Genomic DNA, 15,739 nt, shown 5'->3' with positions numbered 1-15,739 from the left:
TGCCGGTGTCGATCTGGCAGAAGTCGCAGCGGCGGGTGCATTGTTCGCCGCCGATGAGGAAGGTGGCTTCGCGGTCTTCCCAGCATTCGTAGATGTTGGGGCAGCCGGCTTCTTCGCAGACGGTGTGTAGCCCGCCGGAGCGCACGAGGGACTTGAGTTCGGTGTACTGGGGTCCGGTGCGGGCCTTGGTGCGGATCCACGACGGCTTGCGCTCGATGGGGGTCTCGCTGTTGCGGACCTCCAGGCGGAGCAGCTTGCGACCTTCGGGTGCGATCGTCACGGCCGCCAGCCTACGCCGCGCACCTCATCGCGGATCGGGCTCGACACCCGTCGCCGATGCCGTCGCGTCCCACAGCCGGCGGGCCAGCGCGACGTCACGCGCGGCACCGCTGCGCCGGGCCGGACCGGGTCTGCCCGCGACCTCGAACGGGCCGCGCGGACCGATGTAGTCACCGCCCCTGACCTGCGGGGACGTCGCCGCCGCCAGCTGCGGCAGCACCCCCGTCCGAACCGGCTGGGTGACGACCGCGTTGATCGGCCGCGCCAGCCACCCGAGCAGCGCCGACCGCTGCCGCAACGAGTTGCCCAGCAGCTCCGACCGCGTCGACCCGGGATGGGCCGCGACGGAGATCACGGGATCGCCCGCGGCGCGCAGCCGTCGGTCGAGCTCGGCGGTGAACAACAGGTTCGCGAGCTTCGACGCGCCGTAGCCGGCGGCGGGGGAGTAGCGGCGCCGTTCGAAGTTCAGGTCGTCGGGATCCAGACCGCCACGGTTGTGGGCGATGCTCGACACCATCACCACACGGGCGGGATCCCCGGCACTGCCCGCGGCGCGCAGGGCCGGCATCAGCAGCCACGTCAGCGCCGCCGGCCCGAGATGGTTGGTGCCGATCTGCAGCTCGAAGCCGTCGACGGTCGAGGCCCGCGGCGTCGCCATCACCCCGGCGTTGTTCATGAGCACGTGCAGCCGGTCGCCGGTGCGCTCGCGGACGTCGGCCGCGGCGGCGCGCACCGAGCCGAGGTCGGCCAGATCGACGTCGACGAGCTCCGCACGGCCGCAGGCCCGCGCCTTCTCCAGTGCGACCCGGCCGCGGCAGCGGTCACGTGCCGTCATCAGGACCCGGGCACCCGCGCCCGCGAACGCCACGGCCGATGCGAGACCCAGCCCCGACGTCGCCCCGGTGACGAGCACCGTGCGGCCGGACAGATCGGGGAGCGTGATCACCCTGCCGACGCTAGCCCGAACGCCCCGGTGAGCAGCGACGGGTCGCCACGACGACATCGCCACTCACGACCACCGGGCCGGGTCCGGGTCCGGCGGGGGCGCCCGGGCGGGGATAGCGTTGGGGGCGTGGACTTCCGGATCTTCACCGAGCCCCAGCAGGGCGCCCACTACGACGACCTGCTGCGCATCGCGCGGGCCGCCGAGGACGCCGACTTCGACGCCTTCTTCCGCTCCGACCACTACCTCGTCATGGGCGACGCCAGCGGCGAACCCGGCCCCACCGACGCCTGGATCACCCTCGCCGGCCTCGCCCGCGACACCACCCGCATCCGGCTCGGCACCCTCGTCAACGCCGCCACGTTCCGCCTCCCCGGCCCGCTCGCGATCTCCGTCTCGCAGGTCGACCAGATGTCGGGCGGCCGCGTCGAGCTGGGCATCGGCGCCGGCTGGTACGAGGCCGAACACGCCGCCTACGGCATCCCGTTCCCGCCGCTGCGCGAACGGTTCGACCGGCTGGAGGAGCAGCTCGCGATCATCACCGGGCTGTGGGGGACGCTCCCGGGCGACCGCTTCGAGTTCACCGGCACGCACTTCACCGTCACCGACTCGCCCGCGATGCCCAAGCCCGTGCAGCAGCCGCGGCCGCCGGTGATCGTCGGCGGGCGTGGCGCTACGCGCACCCCGAAGCTCGCCGCCCGCTACGCCGACGAGTTCAACCTCGCCTTCGGCTCGCCCGAGCAGGCCGTGACGCAGTTCGACCGCGTCGCCACCGCGTGCGGGGACATCGGCCGCGACCCGCGCGAACTCGTGTACTCCGTCGCCCAGACCCTCGTCCTCGGTCGCGACGACGACGAGGTCGCCCGCCGGGCCCTGACCATCGGCCGTGAGGTCGACCAGGTCCGCGCCGAGGGCCTCGCCGGCACCCCGGCCGAGGTCGTCGACCGCATCGGGACGCTGCGCGACAAGACCGGTATCACCCGGCTCTACCTGCAGATCCTCGACATCTTCGACCTCGACCACCTCGAGCTGTTCGCCTCGGAGGTCGCCCCGCAGCTGGCCTGACCGATCCGTCCCGCCGGCGTCGGGGCGGTGCCCCGACGCCGGCCGCGCGCCGCGAGGGTCGCGGCGGAAGACGGAGACCGGCGCACCGGCGTGCCGCCCGCGGGCCCTCGGTGATCGCACCGGACGTCTCCGCCCTGCTGCCGACCACAACGCAGGCAGCAGGACCCGGAGGTCGGAGAGACCCCGCCCGGTCGGGCCGGGCGGCCCGCCGGACGTGCCGAGCCGGCGGCGCCGGCAGCTGCGCCGGGAACCGCGCGCCGGCCCGGCCGCTCGGGATCCTCCGCGATCCGGAACCGTCCGCGGACACATTGGGCGAAATGCCCGATTAGCCGAGTAGTACCCGATGACCCCGTTCGGAGGCTGGGGGACCGCCCGAGGAGGGCGTACCTTCGGCCGACATGACGGCAGCGACGCCTACGACGTCCGGTGTGGAGTCCGCGATGCGCGGAGTGTGGTGGCTCGTACTGCTGAGAGGCGTGCTGGCGATCCTCTTCGGACTCGTCCTGCTCTTCACACCCGGCTCCGCGCTCCTGGCGCTCGTCCTGGTGTTCGGTGTCTACGCGGTGCTCGACGGCGTCACCGCCGTCGTCGCCGGCATCCGCCACCGTGCCGACGACAACCACTGGGGCTGGCACGTCGTCCAGGGCGTGATCTCCGTGATCGCCGGTGTCGTCGCCTTCGCCTGGCCCGGCGTCACCGTGCTCGCGATCCTGTTCGTCATCGCGTTCTGGAGCATCGTCGGCGGCATCGCCGAGATCTCCGAGTCGATCACGATGCGCCGCAGCGGTTCCTCCACCTGGGGGTGGGTGCTGGCCGCCGGCATCCTGAGCATCGCCTTCGGCGTCCTGCTGGTTGTTCGGCCGGGTGTCGGGCTCGTGACCCTGCTCTGGATCTCCGGGATCTGGGCGCTCGTGTTCGGCATCGTCGTTGTGGTGTGGGCATTCCGGCTGCGCTCCGCGGTGAACGCCGCCACCGCCGCGCCGCCCGCCGCATCCTCGCCCGCCGCATCCTCGTCCGCCACCGCCCCGTCCGCCACCGCCCCGCCCGCTGCGGCGCACGGTGCCGGTCCCGACGGCGCGGGGCCGCAGGACGCCCCGCCGCCCACGAGCGACCGGTAACCCCGACCTGCCGGACGTGTCATGAGCGCGCTCCGGCCGCTCTGATCACCCGGTCGAACAGTCACACGGTCGCTCGCGGACGGAGCCGCGGTCGAGCGCGCGTGGGTGCGACGCACCCCGGATCGGTCGGGGCCACCGGCGCCGACGAGATCGGAACGCCGGTCGCCGTCGAACGTGTTCTCGGCGCGGCCGGTCGACGCCGCTGACACGCTGCGCCGCGCTTCCGGTCGACGAGCGTGTCCAGAGCGCACTCCGGCCGCACCGGTGACACGGCAGTGCTGTGGAGCTGCACGGGCGGCCGGAACCGGGGCCGACACCCGGCGTGTCGTCAGCGCCGCCGGGCCGCCCTGGTGACACGTCGGGTGCCCGGCGCACCGACGAGCGTGTCCTCAGAGCGTTCGGTCAGCACTCACGACACGTCGGCCCCCAGCCCGCTGACGAGCGTGTCGTCAGTGCTCCGGGGGCGCTCCGGTGACACGTCGGGTGCCCGGCGCGCTGACGAGCGTGTCGTCGGCGCGCTCGGTCAGCGCTCACGACACGTCGGGCGAGCGTGGGCGATGTGTCGCGCCGTGAGCCGAGGGCGACCCGAGGTCGGTGACGCGGCGCGCGCCGACAGTGAGACTGCCCGACGCGGGTCGAGGCGCGCCCGGGGCACCGCGAATCGGGTCAGCGCAGCCGGGGGTCCAGACGCAGGTCGAGACCCGCGGGGGTGGCGGGGCGCTCGACGGTGTGGTCGGTGACCGCCAGCGTGCCCTCCAGCGCGGCGAGGACGGCGTCGCGGGCGGCGTCGCGGACCTCCTCGACCGTGACCGTCCGCTGCAGTTCCAGGCTGAGCGAGGTGACGCCCGCGTCGGTGATGCCGCAGGGGACGATCTTGGTGAACGCGGAGAGGTCGGCGTCGCAGTTCAGCGAGAACCCGTGCAGCGTCACGCCGCCCTGGACGCGGACGCCGATCGCGGCGACCTTGCGCTCGGGGCGGGCGGCGTCGGCGGGGAGCCAGACGCCGCTGCGGCCGGCGACCCGCCCCGCGCCGGTCAGCCCGAGGTCGTGGCAGACCCTGATCAGGGCCTCTTCGAGGCGGCGCACGTAGTCGACGACGTCGAGCGGCTCGGTGAGCCCGATGATCGGGTAGCCGACGAGCTGCCCCGGGCCGTGCCAGGTGATGAGCCCGCCGCGGTCGACGTCGACGACGGGGGTGCCGTCGGTGGGACGGTCGGCGGGGCGGGTGCGCCTGCCCGCCGTGTAGACCGAGGGGTGTTGCAGCAGCATGAGGACGTCGGGGCCGCCGTCGCGACGGGCCTGGGCATGCTCGCGCTGCCGGTCCCACGCCTCGAGGTAGCCGATCAGCTCGATGACCTCGACCTCGACGGGCCCGTCGGCGGTGCGGGCGCGGCGGGTGGCCGGGGCGGCCGGGGTGAGCGTGTCGGGCATGGTCCCACCGTACGTCAGCGCACGGTCGGATCAGAGCGCCGCGGCAAGGGCTTCCGTCACGCTGTTGTGCCGGTGCTGGTAGCCGGCGTCGAGCAGCGCCGTGGGCACGGCGCGCTGCCCGAACAGCAGCATCTCCTCGCCCATCTCGCCGAGGACCGTCTTGATGGCGAACCCGGGGACGACGAAGGGTGCAGGTCGGCCGAGAGCGGTGGCGAGCGCGCGCGTCATCTCCCGGTTGGTGACGGGTGTCGGCCCGGTGACGTTCACGGGCCCGGACAGGTCCGGGTTCTCGACGGCGAAGCGGATGGCGCCGACCTCGTCGTCGAGGGAGACCCACGACATGTACTGGCGGCCGTTGCCGAGCCTGGCGCCGAGGTAGAGCTTCCAGACGGCTTTCATGGGGCCGAGGAGACCGCCGGCGGGGGAGAGGACGAGCCCGGTGCGGAGCCGGACGACGCGGACCCCGGCGTCGGCGGCGGGTCGGGTGGCGGCTTCCCAGTCGCGGCAGACGTCGGCGAGGAATCCCTGCCCGGACGGCGCGGTCTCGGTGACGGCGCGGGGGCCGGTGTCGCCGTAGTAGCCGACGGCGGAGCCGCTGACGAGTGTGGGGACGTCGTGGTCGGCGACGGCGCGGGCGAGGACCTCGGTGGGGACGTTGCGGCTGTCGCGGATGGCCTGCTTGCGTGACCCGCTCCAGGGGCGGTCGCCGATGCCGACGCCGCCCAGGTTGACGACGGCGTCGACCCCGTCGAAGGTGCCGTCGTCGATGCGGCCGGCGGGTGGGTCCCAGCCGCGTTCGTCGGGTGCGGCCGGTGTCCGGCGCACGAGGCGGACGACGTCGTGCCCCGCCGCGCGCAGGGCGGCGACGAGGCTGGTACCGATGAGGCCGGACGACCCGGCGACGACCACGCGCACGCCGTGATTCTTTCCGTTCCGGTGCCGGCGCGCGACCGGAGCGTCCCGGCGGCGGTCGTGCCGCCGGGACGCCGGTGGGTCAGAGTCCGAGTTCGGACTCGAACGCGCCCTCTTCGAGGCGGGCCTTGACGGCGCTGACGAAGCGGCCGGCGTCGGCACCGTCGACGAGGCGGTGGTCGTAGGTCATCGGGAGGTAGCAGACCGAGCGGATGGCGATGACGTCGTCACCGTCCGCGCCCGCGACGACCTTGGGCTCCTTGACGATCGCGCCGGTACCGAGGATGGCGACCTGCGGCTGGTTGATGATCGGCGTGTCGAACAGGGCGCCCGCGCTGCCGATGTTGGTGATCGTGAAGGTGCCGCCGGAGAGCTCGTCGGGGCCGATCTTGCCGGCCCGGGTGCGGGCCGCGACGTCGGCGATCTTGCGGGCGAGGCCCGCGATGTTGAGCTCCTCCGCGTTCTTGATCACCGGGACGAGCAGGCCGCGGGGGGTGTCGACCGCGATCGCCAGGTGCACGGCGCCGTGGTAGGTCACCTCCTTGGTCTCCTCGTTGATCGACGCGTTGACCTGCGGGAACGCCCGCAGCGCTTCGACGGTGGCCTTGGCGAAGAACGGCAGGTAGGTGAGCTTGACGCCTTCGCGGGCCTCGAAGTCGGCCTTGGCGCGGGCCCGGAGGCGGGCGACGCGGGTGACGTCGACCTCCTGGACGGTGGTGAGCTGCGCCGAGACGGCCAGCGACTCGCGCATGCGCTGCGCGATGACCTGCCGCAGCCGCGGCATCTTGACGGTCGTGCCGGGCTGGGGGGCGCCTTCGCCACGCTGCGGCACGGCGGCCGGGGTCCGGGGGGCGGCGGCCGGCTGCGCGGGGGCGGCGGGCTGGGCCGCGGCGGCCGGGGCTGCGGGCTCCGGCGCGCTGGCGGCCGGGGCCGCCTTCTCCGCCGCGGCCAGCACGTCCTGCTTGCGGATGCGCCCGCCGACGCCGCTGCCCTGCAGCGAGTCGAGGTCGACGCCGTGCTCGGCGGCGAGCTTGCGCACCAGCGGCGTGACGTAGGGGAGGCGGTCGGAGTCGCCGCCCTCACCGCTGTCGTCGGCGCTGTCGCCGTTGCTGCCGGCGGCGGGGGCCTGGCGGGGCTCGTCCTTCTGGGCGGGCTTCTCGGCGGCGGGCTCGGGCGCCTTCTCGGCGGGCGGCGCGTCGTCGGGGGCCGCGGCCGGCTCGGCCGCCTGCTCCTGCTGCGCCGGCTTCTCCTCGGCGGCGGGTGCCGCCGGGGCGGCGGATGCGTCGCCGATCGTGGCGAGCTGGGCGCCGACCTCGACGGTCTCGTCCTCGCCGACGGTGATCTCGAGCAGCGTTCCCGCCAGCGGGGAGGGGATCTCGGTGTCGACCTTGTCGGTGGAGATCTCGAGCAGCGGCTCGTCGACCTCGACGGTGTCGCCGACCTGCTTGAGCCAGCGGGTCACGGTGCCTTCGGTGACGCTCTCGCCCAGCTCCGGCATGGTGACGGGGGAGCCACCGCCGGACCCCGACGCCGCGACGGGCTCGGGCTCGGACGCCGGCTCCGGGGCCTCGGACGCCGGCTCCGGAGCCTCGGACGACGCCTCGGCGGACTCCGAAGTGGACTCGGACGTGGACTCGGAAGCGTCGTCGGCCGGCCCGGTGCCGGAACCCGAGTCCGTGTCCGAGGCGCCGGCGTCGCCGCCGGCCTCGTCGCCGTCACCGATCACGGCGAGCTCGCCGCCGACCTCGACGGTGTCGTCCTCGGCGGCGACGATGCGCTGCAGCACACCCGCAGCGGGCGACGGGATCTCGGTGTCGACCTTGTCGGTCGAGACCTCCAGCAACGGCTCGTCGACCTCGACCCGGTCGCCCTCCTGCTTGAGCCATCGGGTGACCGTGCCCTCGGTGACGCTCTCACCGAGGGCGGGCATCTGGACTGAGAAGGCCATGGCGGGTCGGAGCTCCTTCGATGTCTTCGCGTTGTGAGCGGTCTCGGCGGCCGTCAGCCGTGGGTGTGCAACGGCTTTCCGGCCAGGGCGAGGTGTGCCTCGCCGAGTGCCTCGTTCTGGGTCGGGTGGGCGTGGATCAACGCGGCGACGTCCTCGGCCGAGGCGTCCCAGTTGTAGATCAGCTGCGCCTCACCGATCAGCTCTCCGACACGGGCGCCGACCATGTGCAGGCCGACGACCGGTCCCGAGGTGCCCTCGGCGCCGGCCTTGACCAGCTTGATCGCGCCCGAGGTCTGCAGGATCTGGGACTTGCCGTTGCCGCCGAGGTCGTAGGTCAGCGTCTGGATCTCGCCGTGACGCTCGCGGGCCTGCTCCTCGGTCAGGCCGACGGACGCGACCTCCGGCTCGCAGTAGGTGACGCGGGGGATGCCGGCCTCGTCGATCGGGGCGGGTCGGAGCCCGGCGATGTCCTCGGCGACGAAGATGCCCTGCGCGAAGCCGCGGTGCGCGAGCTGCAGGCCGGGGACGATGTCGCCGACGGCGTAGACGCCGTCGAGGTTGGTGCGCAGCCGGTCGTCGGTGAGGACGAAACCGCGCTCCATGTTCACCCCGGCCTCCTCGTAGCCGTGGCCGGTGGTGTTCGGGCCGCGGCCGACGGCGACGAGCAGCAGGTCGGCCTCGATCTCCTCACCGGACTCGAGGCTGACGGTCACGCCGTTGTCGTCCTGCTTCGCGCCGGTGAACCGGACGCCGGTCTTGAACGCGATCTTGCGCTTGCGGAACGCTCGTTCGAGGAGCTTGGAGGCGAAGGCGTCCTCGTTGGGGACGAGCCGGGGCAGGGCCTCGACGACCGTGACCTCGGCGCCGAAGGAGCGCCACACGCTGGCGAACTCGACGCCGATCACGCCGCCGCCCAGGACGACGACCCGCTTCGGGACCTCGTCGAGGGTCAGCGCCTGGTCGGAGGTGATGATCCGGCCGCCGATCTCGAGGTCGGGCAGCGACCGGGCGTAGGAGCCGGTGGCGAGGACGACGTTGCGGCCGACGTAGCGCTCACCGTCCACATCGATCGCGTTGGGGGCGACGAACGTGCCCGCGCCCTGCACGAGCTCGATCTTGCGGGACTTCACGAGCCCCTGCAGTCCTTTGTAGAGCCGGCTGACGACGCCGTCCTTGTAGGAGTTGACGCCCGCCATGTCGATGCCCTCGAACGTGCTGCGCACGCCGATCTTCGCGCCGTCGGCGGCCGCGTCGGCCACCTCGGCGGCGTGCAGCAGGGCCTTTGTGGGGATGCAGCCGCGGTGCAGGCAGGTGCCTCCGAGCTTGTCCTTCTCGACCAGGACGACGGACTTCCCCAGTTCGGCCGCACGCAGCGCGGCCGCGTAGCCGCCGGATCCGCCACCGAGGATCACCAGGTCGGCGTTGTGCTCGGGCACCGTGACATTCCTCCTCGGGGGGCTGGGCGCGGGTCTCGCGTCGCAGGCGCGCTCATCTTGTCACTCTGGTGCGACACGGTGGGTGCTGGGCCGGGAGAAAACCGGCGGTGCCGACCGTTGTGCACGGTGCGGGCTGCGCCGTCGCCGACGGAACGGACGGGCGTCGCCGGGATGCCGGCCCGCGCGGGCGGAGGTGGTCGGGGATGGGCCTGGTCAGCAGGTTGCGACGGTCGCGGGCGGCGCGTGCGGGGCGCCGGGTTCCCGAGGGCGACGAGGCGCACCTGCGCGCGTGGGCGGCCGCGAACCGGGGCGTCGAGATGTTCGTGGAGCCGCGCACCACTGTGACGGACACGACGGCGGTGATGGTCGCGGCGGACGGGAGCTGGACGCGGCGACGCGTCGGCGGGCCGGAGGGGGCGCGCAGGCTGGCGCGGTCGTTGCGGATCCCGGTCTACGACGTGCAGATCGTCGGCTACCCGCAGCGGATGCGCGACCACGACGCCCGCGAGCGGGCGCTGCGCAGGCGCCGCCTCCGTGAGGACCTCGACAGGCCGTGAGGACCTGGGCGAGCCGTGAGGATCTCGACGAGCCGTGAGGCTCCGCGGTGTCGTGACCACCCGGCGACGCGGTGAGGGACCGGTGAGCCGGCCGTGGACGGGTCAGCCGTTCTCCGCGATGTCGCCGAGCAGCGCCCACAGGGTGCGCACCGGGACGCCGGTGCCGCCCTTGCCGGTGTAGCCCCAGGCCCCGCCGGTGTTGAACGACGGCCCCGCGATGTCGATGTGCGCCCACTGCAGGCCGGCGGGGACGAACTCGCCGAGGAAGATCCCCGCGGCGAGCATGCCGCCCCAACGGGCGCCGGTGACGTTGGCCAGGTCGGCCACGCGTGAGTCGAGCTCGGGGCGCAGGTGCTCGGGCAGCGGCATCGCCCAGCCGTCCTCGCCGACGGCGCGGGCGTGTGCGGCGACCCGGTCGCGCAGCTCGTCGGAGCCCATGATCCCGGCGGTGCGGGTGCCGAGCGCGACCATCTGGGCGCCGGTGAGCGTCGAGGTCTCGACGAGGTAGTCGGGCTCGTCCTCGGCGGCGCGCACGATGGCGTCGGCCAGGACGAGCCGGCCCTCGGCGTCGGTGTTGAGGACCTCGACCGTCTTGCCGCCGTACATGCGCAGCACGTCGCCGGGGCGGTAGGCGGTGTCGCTGGGCATGTTCTCGGCCATCGGCACGGTGGCCGTGACGGCGACGGGCAGGTTCAGCGTCGCGGCCAGCACGGTGGTGGCGATGACGGCCGCGGCGCCGGACATGTCGGAGGTCATGTGGTCCATGCCGGCGGCGGGCTTGATGGAGATGCCGCCGGTGTCGAACGTGATGCCCTTGCCGACCAGCGCGACCTTGGGCAGCGCCTTCTCCCCACCGGCCCCGTCGCCACCTGCCCAGACGAGGCGCACGAGCCGCGGCTTGCGCGACGAGCCCTGCCCGACGCCCAGGACACCGCCGTAGCCGCCCTCGGCGAGCGCGGCGTCGTCGAGGACCTCGACGGTGAGGCCCGCGGCCTCGCCGAGTACCTTCGCGCGCTCGGCGAACGAGGCGGGGTAGAGGTCGTTGGGCGGGGTGTTGATCAGGTCGCGGGCGGCGGTGACGGCCCCGGCGACGGCGATCGCGGTGGTGACGGCCTCCCGGGCGGCGGTGTCGCCGTCGGCGAGGAGGAGCTCGATGGTGCCGACGGGGGGCTTGCCGTCGCCGTTGCTGCGGTACTCCCGGAACGTGTACGCCCCGAGCAGCGATCCCTCCGCAGCGGCACCCGCGTCGATCCTGCCGAGCGTGCTCGCCACCCGCGCGGTGCCCGACAGCGCCCGGCTCGCCGCGCCGGCGGCGCGGCGCACCTGCTCGGCGCCGGGGGTGCCGCCCGACGCGCGGCCCAGGCCGACGGCCACCACGAGCGGTGCGGTGACGGCGCCGCGGGTGGTGAGCCGCACGACCTCCTCCGCCTTCCCGGTCGCGCCCAGCAGCACCAGCTCGGCGACGAGCTCGTCGTTCGTGCCGAACGCGGCGGCGACCTCGTCGGCACCCGGGGCGAGGGTGGGGCCGGCGTCGCCGGAACCCTGCAGGAGGCCGACGACGACGGCGTCGGCCTCGACCTCGGCGGCGGAGGCGGTGCTGGTGCGCAGTTCGGTTGCCACGTGACTCCCTGTCGCGACGAGCGGCCCGGACGGGTGACGGGCCGGCGGGAACGGCCCCTCGGGGCGCCGGGGCGCGGGGTGAGACCGCTTCGAAATGCTAATGACACCTCGGCGGCCCCCGTCGGTGCGGGCCCGGGTGCAAGGCTGTGGGCGTGTTGTCGTCACTGACCCGGCGCCTCGGAACGGCCGACGCGGTCGCCCTCGGTCTGGCGGCGATGCTGGGCGCGGGTGTGTTCGCCGCGTTCTCCCCCGCGGCCGCCGCCGGCGGGAGCTGGTTGCTGCTCGCGGTGGCGATCGCCGCGGTGACGGCACTGTGCAACGCGGCGTCGACGGCCGATCTCGCCGTCGCGCACCCGGAGAGCGGCGGCGGGTACGTCTACACCCGGGAACGGCTCTCGCCGGGGACGGGCCGGCTCGCGGGCGTGGCGTTCCTCGTCGGGAAGGTGTCGTCGGCGGCCGCGGCGGCGGGGGTGTTCGGCACGTACGTGCTGCCCGCGCACCCGGTGATCTGCGCCGTCGTGGTGATCGTGGTGGTGTCGGCGATGACCGTCGCGGGGGTGCGGTGGTCGCCGGGCACGGCGTGGCTGCTGGTCGGCGGGACGCTGGCGGTGCTGGCCGTCGTCGTGGTGGTGGGGCTGCTCGGGCCGGGCGGGTCCACGGGGGTGTCCGCGTCCCCGGTCGCCGACTCGCCGGTGCCCGTCCAGGTCGTCCCCGGACCGTTGGGTGTGGTCACGGCCGCGGCCTTCGTGTTCTTCGCGTTCGCCGGCTACTCGCGCGTCGCGACGATCGGGGAGGAGCTGCGCGACCCGGACCGGTCGCTGCGCCGCGCCGTCGTCATCTCCTTCGCGGTCCTGACGGTCACCTACGTGGCGGTCGCCGGCGCCCTGCTGGTCGGGCTGGGGGTCGACCGGCTGGCGGCGGAGCACGCCCCGCTGGTGGCGCTCGTCGACACCGGTCAGGCGCCCGCGCTCGGGGTGCTGGTGCGCATCGGCGCGGCCGTGGCGTCGGGGGCGGCGCTGCTGTCGGTGCTGGTCACGACGAGTCGCACGATGCGGGAGATGGCGCGCCGCGGCGAGCTGCCCAAGGTGTTCGGCCGGGTCGGTTCGCGGCAGAACCCCTGGCCGGCCGACGTCGCGGGCGCGGTGCTCGCGATCGTCGTCGCGATCCTGGCGGGCCCGGTCGCGGCGATCGCGCTGTCGGCGTGCGCGACGCTCGTGCACTACGCGCTGATCAACGTGGCGGCGCTGCGGCTGCCGCGGGCGCGGCGGCGCTGGCCGGTGTGGACGTCGTTGCTCGGGGTGGTCCTGTGCGTCGGCCTGGCGGTGCTCCTGCCGTTGGGCAGCGTGCTGATCGCCGTGGCGGCACTGGTGGGCGGCTGGTTGCTGTGCACGCTCGTCGTGCGCTGGGGCGCGCACCCCGCACCGCCCGCCGACTGATTTCTCGGACGTCCGACAGTCGGACTTGTCCCACGCGTTACCGTTCACCCATGAGCGCGACGGCCTTCACCCGTGTTCCGAACCCCGCACCGGCCTCCGACGAGCGCCGCACCGGGATTCTGGCCGATCCCGGGTTCGGCCGGTACTTCACCGATCACATGGTGACGATCCGCTGGACGCAGGGCCGGGGCTGGCACGACCCGTCCGTCGTGCCCTACGGGCCGATCTCGTTCGACCCGGCGTCGATGGTCCTGCACTACGGGCAGGAGATCTTCGAGGGCCTCAAGGCCTACCGCCAGCCGGACGGGTCGATCGCCTCGTTCCGCCCGGAGGCCAACGCCGCGCGCTTCCGCACGTCGTCGGCGCGGCTCGCGATGGCCGAGCTGCCCGACGAGCTGTTCCTCGACTCGCTGACCGAGCTGATGGCGCTCGACAACGCCTGGGTGCCCGAGGCCGGCACCGAGGACTCGCTGTACCTGCGGCCGTTCATGCTGGCCACCGAGGTGGGTCTGGGGGTGCGCCCCGCCGCGGAGTACCTGTACATGCTCATCGCCTCGCCCGCGGGGCCGTACTTCACCGGTGGCGTGAAGCCCGTCGACGTGTGGCTGTCCACCGAGTACACCCGTGCGGCGCTCGGCGGCACCGGCGGGGCGAAGTGCGGTGGCAACTACGCGGCGTCGCTGCTCCCGCAGGCCGAGGGCGCCGAGCACGGCTGCGCACAGGTCGCCTACCTCGACGCCGAGGAGCGCAAGTGGGTCGACGAGATGGGGTCGAACAACCTGTTCTTCGTCATCGGCTCCGGTGAGAGCGCCGAGATCGTGACGCCGACCCTCACGGGCAGCATCCTCGCCGGCGTCACCCGCGACTCGCTGCTGGTGCTGGCCAAGGAGATCGGCTGCGAGGTCACCGAGCGCAAGGTCTCGGGCGAGGAGTGGCTGCAGGGCGCGGCCGACGGGACCATCACCGAGGTGTTCGGCTGTGGCACGGCCGCGGTGATCACGCCGATCGGCAAGGTCAAGCACGCCGGTGGCGAGGTGGTCGTCGGCGGCGGACAGCCGGGGCCGGTCACGCTGCGGCTGCGCAAGCTGCTCACCGACATCCAGCGGGGCCTCGCCCCCGACACGAACTCCTGGATGACGACGCTGTACCGCCCGTAGGCCGCGGCCGCCCTCAGACCGCCGCGGCGAGGACCACGAGCACGGCGGTGCCGCCGAGTTCGCAGGCGGCGCCCAGCACGTCGCCGTTCATCCCGCCGAACCGACGCCGGGTGTGCGCCGACAACCCGGCCACCAGCAGCGCGGCCACGGCCACGGCGAGTACCCCCGGCCAGCGGGCCGGGACCAGCCACGCCGCCGCCGCGGCCAGCACCGCCCACCAGGCCGCGGCGACCCACCACGGCTGCGACCCGGCGACGGTCGCGCCCAGCCCGCCGGGGCGCGCCGCCGGCACGCCGCGCCGTGCGCACCAGGCGAACCCGGCCCGGCCCACGGCGGCGGCGAGCGCACCGGCGGCCGCCGCGACCCCGGGCCCGTGCGCGGCGAGCGCGGCGAACGCGGCGGCCTGCGCCCCCAGCGCCACGATCAGCGTGACGACGGCGAACGGTCCCGCCCCGCCGTCGCGCATCACGGCCAGCGCCCGCTCGGGCGGGCCGTAGCAGCCGAGGCCGTCGGCGGTGTCGGCGAGCCCGTCGACGTGCATCCCGCGCGTCGCGAGGGCGGCGACCGCGACGGCGAGCAGCCCCGCGCCGAGCGCGGGCACCCCGGCGGCGACGAGCCCGGCCGCGACCAGCCCGGACACGGCCCCGACGAGCGCCCCGACGAGCGGCGCCCAGCGCAGCGCGGCGGCGGCGACCCCGGGTGCCGGGGCGCCGGCGCGGACCGGCAGCACCGTCAGCCACGACAGGGCGAGGGCGAGCCCTTTCAGGGCCGTGCTCACGCCCGGGCCGGGGTGATCCCGCTGTCGGCGGCCGTCGCGGTGTCGGTGAGCAGCCGCGCCGCCATCCGCAGCAGGGGGAGCAGCGCGAGGGCCCCGGTGCCGTCACCGACCCGGATCCCCAGGTCGAGGACGGGTGCGAGCTGCAGCCGGTCGAGCAGCGCGTCGGCGGCGGGCTCGGGGGAGCGCTGTGCGGCCAACCACCAGTCCCGCGCGCCGGGCGCGAGCTGCTCGGCCAGCGTGGCCGCCGCGATCACGACGAGCCCGTCGACGAGGACGGGCGTGCGCCGCAGCGACGCCTGCAGCAGGAAGCCGGTGAGCACCGCCAGGTCGGCGCCGCCCGCGACGCGCAGCAGCCCGACCGGGTCGCGGCGCACGGCCCTCGTGCGGCGCAGCGCGTCCCGGATCGCGGCGGCCTTGCGCATCCAGGCGTCGTCGTCGATCCCGCTGCCCCGGCCCACCACGACCACCGGTTCCAGCCCGGTCACGGCCGCCGCGATCGTCGACGCCGGGGTGGTCGCCCCGACGCCCAGCGACGCGGGGACCAGCAGGTCGGCTCCGGCGTCGACCTCCTCGTCGGCCAGCGCGCGCCCGATCCGCAGAGCGGCCCCGGTCTCGTCGGCGGTGAGGGCGTCCTCGTGGTCGATGCGGCCGCTGCCGCGCCGGACGCGGTAGCGCTCGTCGGCGGGGTCGGGGGTGTCGAGGCCGACGTCGACGACCCGTACCGACGCCCCCGCCACGTCGGCGACGACGGCGGCCGGGACCAGCCGGTCGCGGGCCGCGGCGGCCTGGCGCTCCGTCGTCCCGGCGGGGTAGGCCGACACCCCGGCGGCGGCGATGCCGTGGTCGGCCGCCACGACGACGGCGCGCGGGCGGCCCGGGGCCCGCGGCGGGCACACCCCCTGCGCGGCGGCGAGCCAGCAGCCCAGCTCGGCGAGCACCCCCAGCCCGCCGACCGGCACCGCGAGCGCCTCGTGCCGGGCCACGGCCTCACGGCGGGCCTCGACGTTCGGAGCGGGGACCGCGGGCAGTTCCGCGACGGCTGGGTCGACCATGGACGTC

The 15,739-nt window shown here is 74.7% G+C and carries 13 protein-coding genes and 1 pseudogene; 5 read left to right on the top strand and 9 right to left on the bottom strand.

Annotated elements, in window-relative coordinates; all coding sequences use genetic code 11:
- Together AB7F12_RS29700 and AB7F12_RS29695 are read right to left on the bottom strand one after the other, a co-directional pair.
- Positions 1-280, bottom strand: a pseudogene (locus tag AB7F12_RS29700) (lipoyl synthase); the annotation flags it as partial.
- A gap of 24 nt (positions 281-304) precedes the next feature.
- Positions 305-1,225 (bottom strand): oxidoreductase, encoded by a 921-nt coding sequence (locus AB7F12_RS29695; RefSeq protein ID WP_428502522.1) that lies wholly within the window; start codon positions 1,223-1,225, stop codon positions 305-307.
- A gap of 126 nt (positions 1,226-1,351) precedes the next feature.
- Here AB7F12_RS29695 and AB7F12_RS29690 point away from each other — a divergent pair, with 126 nt between their 5' ends.
- On the top strand, positions 1,352-2,287 hold the full coding sequence (locus AB7F12_RS29690; RefSeq protein WP_428517068.1) for an LLM class F420-dependent oxidoreductase: 936 nt from the start codon (positions 1,352-1,354) through the stop codon (positions 2,285-2,287).
- 398 nt (positions 2,288-2,685) lie between these two features.
- Positions 2,686-3,405 (top strand): HdeD family acid-resistance protein, encoded by a 720-nt coding sequence (locus AB7F12_RS29685; protein ID WP_428502524.1) that lies wholly within the window; start codon positions 2,686-2,688, stop codon positions 3,403-3,405.
- A 666-nt stretch (positions 3,406-4,071) separates the two neighbouring features.
- Here the strand turns inward: AB7F12_RS29685 and lipB are convergent.
- The 4 genes from lipB to lpdA all read right to left on the bottom strand — a co-directional run bounded on the left by lipB (position 4,072) and on the right by lpdA (position 9,132).
- A complete protein-coding gene (lipB, locus tag AB7F12_RS29680; RefSeq protein ID WP_428502525.1) occupies positions 4,072-4,836 on the bottom strand; it encodes a lipoyl(octanoyl) transferase LipB in 765 nt (254 codons plus the stop codon).
- Between the two features lie 30 nt (positions 4,837-4,866).
- A complete protein-coding gene (locus AB7F12_RS29675) occupies positions 4,867-5,751 on the bottom strand; it encodes a TIGR01777 family oxidoreductase (RefSeq protein WP_428502526.1) in 885 nt (294 codons plus the stop codon).
- Between the two features lie 79 nt (positions 5,752-5,830).
- Positions 5,831-7,696 (bottom strand): 2-oxoglutarate dehydrogenase, E2 component, dihydrolipoamide succinyltransferase, encoded by a 1,866-nt coding sequence (gene sucB / locus AB7F12_RS29670; RefSeq protein ID WP_428502528.1) that lies wholly within the window; start codon positions 7,694-7,696, stop codon positions 5,831-5,833.
- 53 nt (positions 7,697-7,749) lie between these two features.
- A complete protein-coding gene (gene lpdA, locus AB7F12_RS29665) occupies positions 7,750-9,132 on the bottom strand; it encodes a dihydrolipoyl dehydrogenase (RefSeq protein ID WP_428500272.1) in 1,383 nt (460 codons plus the stop codon).
- Between the two features lie 203 nt (positions 9,133-9,335).
- Here lpdA and AB7F12_RS29660 point away from each other — a divergent pair, with 203 nt between their 5' ends.
- A complete protein-coding gene (locus AB7F12_RS29660; RefSeq protein ID WP_428500271.1) occupies positions 9,336-9,689 on the top strand; it encodes an oxidoreductase in 354 nt (117 codons plus the stop codon).
- 102 nt (positions 9,690-9,791) lie between these two features.
- Here the strand turns inward: AB7F12_RS29660 and AB7F12_RS29655 are convergent, their stop codons facing one another.
- The gene (locus AB7F12_RS29655; RefSeq protein ID WP_428500270.1) at positions 9,792-11,309 is read right to left on the bottom strand and encodes a leucyl aminopeptidase; all 1,518 of its coding nucleotides are present in this window, start codon (positions 11,307-11,309) and stop codon (positions 9,792-9,794) included.
- Positions 11,310-11,461: 152 nt separating this feature from the next.
- On the opposite strand from AB7F12_RS29655, the gene AB7F12_RS29650 reads away from it, so the two are divergent.
- Together AB7F12_RS29650 and AB7F12_RS29645 are read left to right on the top strand one after the other, a co-directional pair.
- A complete protein-coding gene (locus AB7F12_RS29650) occupies positions 11,462-12,745 on the top strand; it encodes an APC family permease (RefSeq protein ID WP_428500269.1) in 1,284 nt (427 codons plus the stop codon).
- A gap of 50 nt (positions 12,746-12,795) precedes the next feature.
- Positions 12,796-13,902, top strand: a complete 1,107-nt coding sequence (locus AB7F12_RS29645; RefSeq protein ID WP_428500268.1) for a branched-chain amino acid aminotransferase — start codon at positions 12,796-12,798, stop codon at positions 13,900-13,902.
- Positions 13,903-13,915: 13 nt separating this feature from the next.
- On the opposite strand, the gene AB7F12_RS29640 is transcribed toward AB7F12_RS29645, so the two are convergent.
- Both AB7F12_RS29640 and AB7F12_RS29635 read right to left on the bottom strand, forming a co-directional pair.
- Complete coding sequence (locus AB7F12_RS29640) at positions 13,916-14,680, bottom strand: adenosylcobinamide-GDP ribazoletransferase (protein ID WP_428500267.1); 765 nt, start codon at positions 14,678-14,680, stop codon at positions 13,916-13,918.
- On the bottom strand, positions 14,677-15,732 hold the full coding sequence (locus tag AB7F12_RS29635; RefSeq protein WP_428500266.1) for a nicotinate-nucleotide--dimethylbenzimidazole phosphoribosyltransferase: 1,056 nt from the start codon (positions 15,730-15,732) through the stop codon (positions 14,677-14,679). The genes AB7F12_RS29640 and AB7F12_RS29635 overlap by 4 nt, the downstream gene beginning before the upstream one ends.
- Positions 15,733-15,739 lie beyond the last annotated feature (7 nt).

Source organism: Pseudonocardia sp. (assembly GCF_050250275.1).
Lineage (GTDB): Bacteria > Actinomycetota > Actinomycetes > Mycobacteriales > Pseudonocardiaceae > Pseudonocardia.
Note: the sequence above shows the minus strand (reverse complement) of the source record. Positions and strands in the feature narration are given on the sequence as shown.